Below are 7954 nucleotides of genomic sequence, written 5' to 3'. Positions count from 1 at the left end.
GGCGCCGCAGTCGCCGGCCCCGACCCCGTGGAGCTCCCCGACCGGCCCCGGCCCATCGGCGGACTCACCCGCTCGGGCGTGCTGTCGCCGGCCGGCGCCGCCGCCTCCGCGCTGTGCACGACCGTGCTGCTGTTCGGCGAACTCGCCCCGCTCTCCGGAGCGCTGGGCTTCACCGTCACGGCGTACCTGTCCTTCCTGCTGATCTACGCCGTGCTCACCGGCCTGGAGGAGGACAGCCAGGCCGTACGGGACCGGGTGATGACCGTCGTGCTGTGGACGGTGGCGCTGCTGATGCTCTCGGCGCTCGTCCTCGTCGTCGGGTTCATCGCCTGGCGCGGGCGCGAGGCGCTGCTGCACTGGAACTTCTTCACCCAGGACATGCAGGCGGCAGGACCGCTCGACCCGCTCACCAACGGCGGTATCGCGCACGCGATGCTCGGTACCCTGATCATGATCGCCATCGCGCTCACGATCACCGTGCCGCTCGGCATCGCCTGCGCGGTCTATCTCAACCAGATCCCGGGCCGCTTCTCCCGGTTCGTGCGGACCATCGTCGAGGCGATGACCGCGCTGCCGTCGATCGTGGCCGGTCTGACCGTGTACGCGACCTGGATCCTCTACCTCGGTATGCAGAAGTCCGGTCTGGCGGCGGGCTTCGCGATCAGCGTGATGATGCTGCCGATCGTGATCCGGGCGTCGGACGTGGTGCTGCGGCTGGTGCCGGGCACGCTGACCGAGGCCTCGGAGGCGCTGGGCGCACCGCGCTGGCGGACCGTGTGGCACGTGGTGCTGCCGACGGCCCGGTCCGGGCTCGCCACCGCCGTCATCCTCGGCACCGCGCGCGGTATCGGCGAGACCTCGCCGGTCCTGCTCACCGCGGGCTTCACCGCCGCGCGCAACGCCGACCCGACGAGCGGGCCGATGATCTCGCTGCCGCTCGCCGTCTTCAACTTCGTCAAGTCGCCGGAACCGACCATGATCGCCCGTGGCTTCGGCGCGGCGGCGGTGCTGATGGTGCTGGTGCTGGTGCTGTTCGTGGTCGCCCGGGTCATCGGCGGTCGCGGACCCGGTCACCAGAGCCGCCGCCAGGCCCGCCGGGCCGTCCGCGCCTCCCGTCAGGACGCGGCCCGCTTCGAGGAACTGCACGCGCCCCGGCTGTCGCTGTTCAAGGACACGGACACGGACGGGTCCGAGGACACCGAGGCCGTCGAGGACTCCGTGACCGTCGAGCCGGCCGTCCCCGGCGAGAACGGCGCGGCCGCTCAGGACGAGCCGGCCGCCGCACGCGGCGAGGACGTGTCCGACGCCGTGGTCGTCACGGACGCCCCGGCCGTCACGGACACCGCAACCCCTTCCCCTGCCCCCCGGCACACCCCCGTCGAGGACACCGGAGAGACCGACTGATGCTCAGCCACCTCATCGCTCGTCTGAGCCGCCTGCGGGCGCCGGCGACCCTCGGCGCGGTGTTCGGCGTGCTCGTGACGCTGCTGGCCGGCCCGCTGGCCGCGCCCGCCGCCGCCGACAGCTACACGCCGATCGCCGGAGCCGGCTCCACCTGGGCGGAGAACGCCGTCGACGAATGGCGCCGGGCCGTCAACCAGTACGGCATGCGGATCAGCTACGCCGGTACCGGATCCTCCGACGGCCGCCGCCAGTTCCTCAGCGGCACCGTCGACTTCGCCGTCTCGGACATCCCGTTCCAGACCCACCCGACGGACGGCTCCGCCGCCGAGCGGCCGGGCGCCGGATCGTACGCCTACATGCCGATCGTGGCGGGCGGCACCGTCTTCATGTACCACCTGACGGTCAACGGCAAGCGGGTCACCAACCTGCGGCTCTCCGGTGACGTCGTCACCAAGATCTTCACCGGGGTCGTCAAGACCTGGGACGACCCGGTGATCAAGGCCGACAACCCCGGGGTGCAGCTGCCGCACCGCACCATCGTCCCGGTGGTCCGCTCGGACGGCTCGGGCTCCACGGCGCAGTTCACGATGTGGATGGCGAACCAGCACAAGTCGCTGTGGCAGGCGTACTGCGGCCGCGTCGGACGGTCCGGGGCCTGCGGGCAGACCTCGTACTACCCGACCGTCACCGGCATGATCGCCCAGTCCGGCGACCTCGGTGTGGCGGGCTACGTCGCCCAGAACTACGGCGAGGGCGCGATCGGTTACGTCAACTACTCGTACGCGCTCAACGCGCACTACCCGGTCGCCAAGGTCCTCAACCACGCGGGCTACTACACCGAGCCGACCCCGCAGAACGTCGCGGTGTCGCTGCTCAAGGCGAGGATCAACACCGACAAGAGCTCCGCGGACTACCTCACCCAGCAGCTCGACGGCGTCTACAACGACTCCGACAAGCGCAACTACCCGCTGTCCAGCTACTCGTACATGATCCTGCCGCTGAAGGTGCAGGGCACCTTCACCAAGGCCAAGGGCAAGACGCTCGGCGCGTTCTCGTACTACTTCATGTGCCAGGGCCAGCAGTCCGCTCCCCAGCTCGGCTACTCGCCGCTGCCGATCAACCTGGTGAAGGCGGGCTTCGAGCAGATCCGCCGGATCCCCGGCGTGGCCGCGAAGAACATCAACGTCCAGGGCTGCAACAACCCGACCTTCACCGCGAACGGCCGTAACAAGCTCGCCGAGACGGCCCCCTACCCGGCCGCCTGCGACAAGAAGGGTGCCGCGCCCTGCGGCACCGGCAGCGGCGGCGCCCAGTCCGGCACCTCCGGCACCTCCGGCAGCACCGGGGGCTCGGCGTCCGGCGGCACCTCGGGCGGTGCCGGCGGCGCGGCCACGGGCGGCACGGCGGGCGGCAGCGCGGCGAGCGGCGGGGCGAGCGGCTCGGCCGCCGCGGGCGGCGCGTCCGGCGGCGCCGGCGGCACGACCGTCGACCCGGACACCGGCCAGGTCATCGCGGCGGCGAACAGCGCGTCCGGCGGCTCCGGCGGCGCGTCCGGCGACGACACCGTCGCTCTCGCCCAGCCGATCACCGTGGCCGCGGAGCACGGCTGGACCGGCACGCAGACCCTGATGCTGCTGGCCGCGCTGCTGGTGTTCGCACTGGTGCTGCTGCCCTCCGTGGTGTCGCGACTGATCACGGCCGGCCGTGACGGCGGCGCCCGCACCACCGCCTCCGGCTCCTCCGGCACGGACGGGAGTACACGATGAAGCGCCTGCGCGGCATCCTCGTGCGGCTGGTGGCCGGCGCCGCGGTCGGCGCCCTGGCCGGCCTCGCGGTCGCCCAGTCGGCACCCAGCGCCACCGCGGCCGACGACACCGGCTCCGCCGTCACCGTCTCCGGACGCGGCGAGTTCAGGGACATGCGGTTCACGGTGAGCCAGACCAAGCGGCTCACCAGCCAGGCCGTCACGGTGAGCTGGTCGGGCGGCGAGCCGACGACCTTCGCCGGCACGCTGTTCAACACCAACTTCGTGCAGATCATGCAGTGCTGGGGCGACGACGACGGCACCGTGCCGTCCAACCCCGGCCCGCCCCGCACCCAGTGCCAGTACGGCGCCTCCCCGACCACCGACCGGGGCAGCTGGCCCGGCAACGAGTACGACGACACCCGCAAGGTCTTCTACAGCGCCGACCCGGGCAACTACGGCCAGGACGAACGGTACGGTGCGGCCGGCGCCAACGGGCTGGGCGAGGTGCCCTTCAAGTCCGTCGACGGCACGCTGATCACCAGCGGCACCCAGAACAACGCCTTCTTCAACCGCAACACCACCAACGAGGTCGACTTCGCCCGCACCGGCGCCGCCGGCACCGGCAAGGAGTACTTCGAGGTCCAGACCGCCAACGAGGCTCCGCACCTCGGCTGCGGCATGCCGGTCAGGACCGGCGGCGTGACCAAGACCCGCTCCTGCTGGCTGGTGATCGTCCCGCAGGGCCGCCTCGACCTCGACGGCAAGCCCTACGCCGACACCAGCACCGTCAACGCGGGCTCCCCGGTCTCCTCCACCAACTGGAAGAACCGCATCGCGATCAAGCTGGACTTCAACTCGGTCGGCACCAACTGCGCGCTCGGCTCCGACGAGCGGCCCACCACCGGCAGCGAGCTCGTCGCCGACGCCATGACGAGCTGGCAGGCGGCCCTGTGCCCGACCGGCAAGGTCTACGGCTACACCGAACTCGGCGAGCCCGACACCCGGGCCCGGCTGAGCGCGGACGGATCCGCCGGGATGGCCTTCACCACCCGCGCCCTGGGCGCCGACGAGGGCACCACGGCCCCGTCCGGCACCACCACGTACGCGCCGGTGGCGCTGTCCGGCACCGTGATCGGCTTCACCATCGAGCGCAGGCCCAAGTCCGGGGCGCCGGACGACATCCGCAAGCTCGCCGGCACCAAGGTCGAGTCGATCGACCTCACCCCGCGGCTGGTCGCCAAGCTGCTCACCGAGTCGTACCGCAACTCCACCTGGGGCTCGGTGCTCGGCGGCGTCGCCGCCAAGGGGTACGAGTGGGCGAAGAACAACCCGGCGGGCCTGGCGAGCGACCCCGAGTTCATCTCCCTCAACCCCGAGTTCGCCTCTCTCTCGGTCGCCGAGACCCCGGCCACCGACACCGACCTGATCACCTCGCTCGGCCACACCGACACCGCCCGCGCGCTGTGGCGGTGGGTCATGTCCGACAGCTCGGCACGCAAGTTCCTCGCCGGGCAGTCCGACGACTGGGGCATGCAGGTGAACCCGTACTACTCCACCAGTGCGGACATCAACCCCACCGGCGCCGCCTTCGGCGCCTCCCGCGCCGACGACTACCCCAAGAGCGACCCCTGGTGCTCGATCCCGCCGGGCACCGACGCCACCGTCAAGCAGTGCATGACCGACTACCACCCGTACGTGGACGATCTGCACTCCGGTGCGCTGCACACGCGGCGCGCGGACACGCTCTGGAAGTCGACCTGGGACCCGCTGGCCAACCCGCCCGCGTTCAAGAGCGCCGGCCCGCAGACGGTCGGCTCCCGGTTCGTGATCACGGTGACCGACGCGGCGTCCGCCGCCCGCTACGGGCTGCAGACCGCCCGGCTGCTCAACGCGGCGGGCAAGTTCGTCGCCCCCGACGAGGCGTCCCTGACCGCCGCGGCCGCGAGCGCCTCCGGCAAGGGCACCCCCGAGATCGACCCGGCCACGGCGACCGCCGAGGGCGCCTACCCGCTGGCCCAGCTCGTCCACGCGGCCGTACGGCCCGGCTCGCTCAGCGCCGCCGCCCGCAAGGACTACGCGGCCCTGCTGCGCTACGCGGCCGGCACCGGCCAGGTCGGCGGCGCCGACCCGGGCCGCCTGCCGGCCGGTTACGCCCCGCTGTCCAAGGCACTGCGCGAGCGCGCCCTGAGCGCCGCCGACGCCCTGGTGAAGTACACCGCCCCGGCCGGTCCGGACACCGGCTCCGGGTCCGGCTCCGGCGGGACGGACGGCGGCACCGGTGTCATCGGGTCCGGCAGTGACCTGGGCGGCGCGGGCGGCGCGGCCTCCGACGGCACGCCGAACAACCTCGGCCAGTCGCCCGCGGCGGCCGGCGGCACGGGCGGCACGCCCACCGTCAAGGCGTCGTACGACGGCGGCAAGGCCGTGCAGACCACGGCCGCAGGCACCACCCCCGACGACCCGGCGAACTCGCTGCGCTACGCCGTCCCGGTGGGTGCCGCGCTCGGCGCCGCGGCCGCCCTGGGCGCGCCCTTCGCGGGCGGCGGAAGGCTGCGGCTCCCGCTGCGGATGCCGCTGCCCGGAGGCCGCACCGTGACCGTCGTCCCGGAGCTCACGCTGCCGGAGCGACTGCGGCGGCTGCTGCCGCCGCGGTGACGGACCGGACCCCCCCGCGGGGGGCTCCCCACAGACGACCGCCCGCCCCGAAAGGCAGTCGGGGCGGACGGCCGGTACCACCCTGCCAGATCCACCCGCGCACAATCCTCAGGAGAACCTCCATGCGCTCTTCGCGCTCTACGGCCGCGCTCGTCGCCGCCGCTGTGGTGGCCGGCGGCCTGGCTCTTGCGAGCCCTGCGTACGCCGACCCCACCACGCCCGGCACCTTCCGCTCGCTCGTCGGTGTCGGCTCCGACACCACGCAGGACGTGCTCAACGCCCTCGCGGGCGACTCGGTGAACGGCGTCACCCGCCCCGCCGTGACGGCGGAGAGCGGCGCGGGCATCGCCTCCTACGACGCGATCGAGCCCGGCACCGGCTCCACCACCTCCAGCATCAAGACCCGCTCCACCGGGCCCTCCTTCCTGCGCCCGAACGGCTCCGGCAAGGGCCGTCTGGCCCTCAGCCAGGCGCTGACCGGCGACAAGTACCCGGACAGCTCCGGCGTCGCCATCACGGGCCAGGTCGACTTCGCGCGCTCCTCCAGCGGTCCGAGCACCTCCGGCACCGCGCTGACCTACATCCCGTTCGCGCGGGACGCGGTCGGTGTCGCGGTCAAGGGCTCCTCCGACCTGGACGGTCTGTCGGTCGACGACCTCCACGACATCTACTCGGGCACGCTCACCGAGATCAACGGCCAGACCCTGCACCCGAAGATCCCGCAGTCGGGTTCCGGCACCCGCAAGTTCTTCCTGGGCGCCATCGGTCTCACCGACGCCACGCTCTCCCCGAACATCCCGACCGTCCAGGAGAACCAGGCCGACGACGGCCTCACCGAGGACGGCGCGATCGAGCCGTTCTCCGTGGGCAGCTGGATCGCCCAGATCAACGGGGTCGCCCCCGACCACAGCAAGGACGCCGCGACCGCCGGCGGCCGCCTGGCCAGCGTGACGCTGCCCGGCGACACGGGTGCCACCAGCCCGGTCGCCATGGCCAACGGCAAGCTGACCCCGGTCAACTACTACTACGAGAACGCCACCTTCGGCCGCGACGTCTACAACGTCGTCCCGACCCGCGCGATCGACCCGACGAGCGTCTTCTTCGACAAGGACCTCTACGACGTCTTCGTCACCAGCGGCAGCCACACCGCCGCCATGGCGTCCGACAACGCCGAGGCCACCATCGCCGCCTTCGGCTTCGTGAACGAGACCTACAACGGCTCGGTCAACCCCGCCAAGCACGCCAAGCTCGGCGGCCTGGAGGAGTCGGGCATCGACCTCTCGACGCCCGCCGCGCCCGTGCTGAAGGCCACCCTCGGCGACGCGAGCGTCAAGCTCACCTGGACCGCGCCCGCCCCCACCGGCCTGCCGCTCACCGACTACCGGGTCACGCTGACCGGCTCGGACGGCGCCGCCGTGGCGACCAAGGACGTCCCGGCCGGCACCACGTCGTACTCCTTCACCGGCCTGGCCACCGGCACCTACACGGCCACCGTCTCCGGCGCCAACCTCAACGGCACGGGCGCGGGCGCCACCTGGACCGGCGCGGTCAAGTACGCCAGCACCACGAAGGCGACCGTCGTGAGCGCCGCCTACGGCCAGACCCCCAAGGTCGCCGTCACCGTCACCGGCACGCACGGCGTCGTCGCGTCCGGCAAGGTCACGGTGAAGGAGGGCAGCACCGTCCTCGGCACCGCCACCCTGAGCAGCACCGGCAAGGCCACCGTCGCCCTGTCGAACCATCTCAAGGTCGCCACCCACGCGCTGTCCGTCTCCTACAGCGGCGCCGCCAAGCTCAACACCTCCGCGGCGACCGTCTCGCTGAAGGTCGTCAAGGCGACCCCGGCGGTCAGCGTCAGCGCGCCCACCTCGGTCAAGCACACCGCCCGGGGCAAGGTCACCGTCAAGGTCACCGCGACCGGCACCACGCCGGCCGGCACCGTGCGCATCTACGAGGGCAGCCACATCATCGCCACCGGCACGCTGAGCGGCGGCAAGGTGACCGTCACCCTGCCGAAGCTGCGCACCGGCCGTCACACGCTGCACGCGTACTACGCGGGCTCGACGACCGTGAACACCCGCAACGGGGCGAACTTCGTCGTCAAGTCGGTCTGATCCGGGACCCGTTGTCCCCGCCCGCCGGGGCGGC

At 72.5% G+C, this 7954-nt stretch carries 4 protein-coding genes; all 4 read left to right on the top strand.

The genetic code is table 11. The annotated features are described in order from the left end of the window. Positions 1-1404 (top strand): phosphate ABC transporter permease PstA (pstA, locus tag ABT085_RS40885; protein WP_351620482.1); only part of this gene is annotated, 1404 nt, incomplete at its 5' end. Continuing rightward, the gene (gene pstS, locus ABT085_RS40880; RefSeq protein ID WP_351620479.1) at positions 1404-3170 is read left to right on the top strand and encodes a phosphate ABC transporter substrate-binding protein PstS; all 1767 of its coding nucleotides are present in this window, start codon (positions 1404-1406) and stop codon (positions 3168-3170) included. The genes pstA and pstS, both read left to right, overlap by 1 nt. Continuing rightward, the gene (locus ABT085_RS40875; RefSeq protein WP_351620476.1) at positions 3167-5806 is read left to right on the top strand and encodes a hypothetical protein; all 2640 of its coding nucleotides are present in this window, start codon (positions 3167-3169) and stop codon (positions 5804-5806) included. Before pstS ends, ABT085_RS40875 begins: the two co-directional genes overlap by 4 nt. Positions 5807-5928: 122 nt before the next feature. Continuing rightward, entirely contained in the window at positions 5929-7920 is a 1992-nt protein-coding gene (locus ABT085_RS40870; RefSeq protein WP_351620473.1) for an Ig-like domain repeat protein, read from the top strand. Positions 7921-7954: the final 34 nt, after the last annotated feature.

This window comes from Streptomyces sp. NPDC002265 (genome assembly GCF_040296125.1).
In the GTDB taxonomy this organism is placed as follows: domain Bacteria; phylum Actinomycetota; class Actinomycetes; order Streptomycetales; family Streptomycetaceae; genus Streptomyces.
Note: the sequence above shows the minus strand (reverse complement) of the source record. Positions and strands in the feature narration are given on the sequence as shown.

What these genes read in the sequence shown, in the direction of transcription:
- ABT085_RS40875 (WP_351620476.1), top strand. Translation starts at nt 3,167, where the DNA reads ATGAAGCGCCTGCGCGGCATCCTCGTGCGGCTGGTGGCCGGCGCCGCG.
- pstS (WP_351620479.1), top strand. Translation starts at nt 1,404, where the DNA reads ATGCTCAGCCACCTCATCGCTCGTCTGAGCCGCCTGCGGGCGCCGGCG.
- ABT085_RS40870 (WP_351620473.1), top strand. Translation starts at nt 5,929, where the DNA reads ATGCGCTCTTCGCGCTCTACGGCCGCGCTCGTCGCCGCCGCTGTGGTG.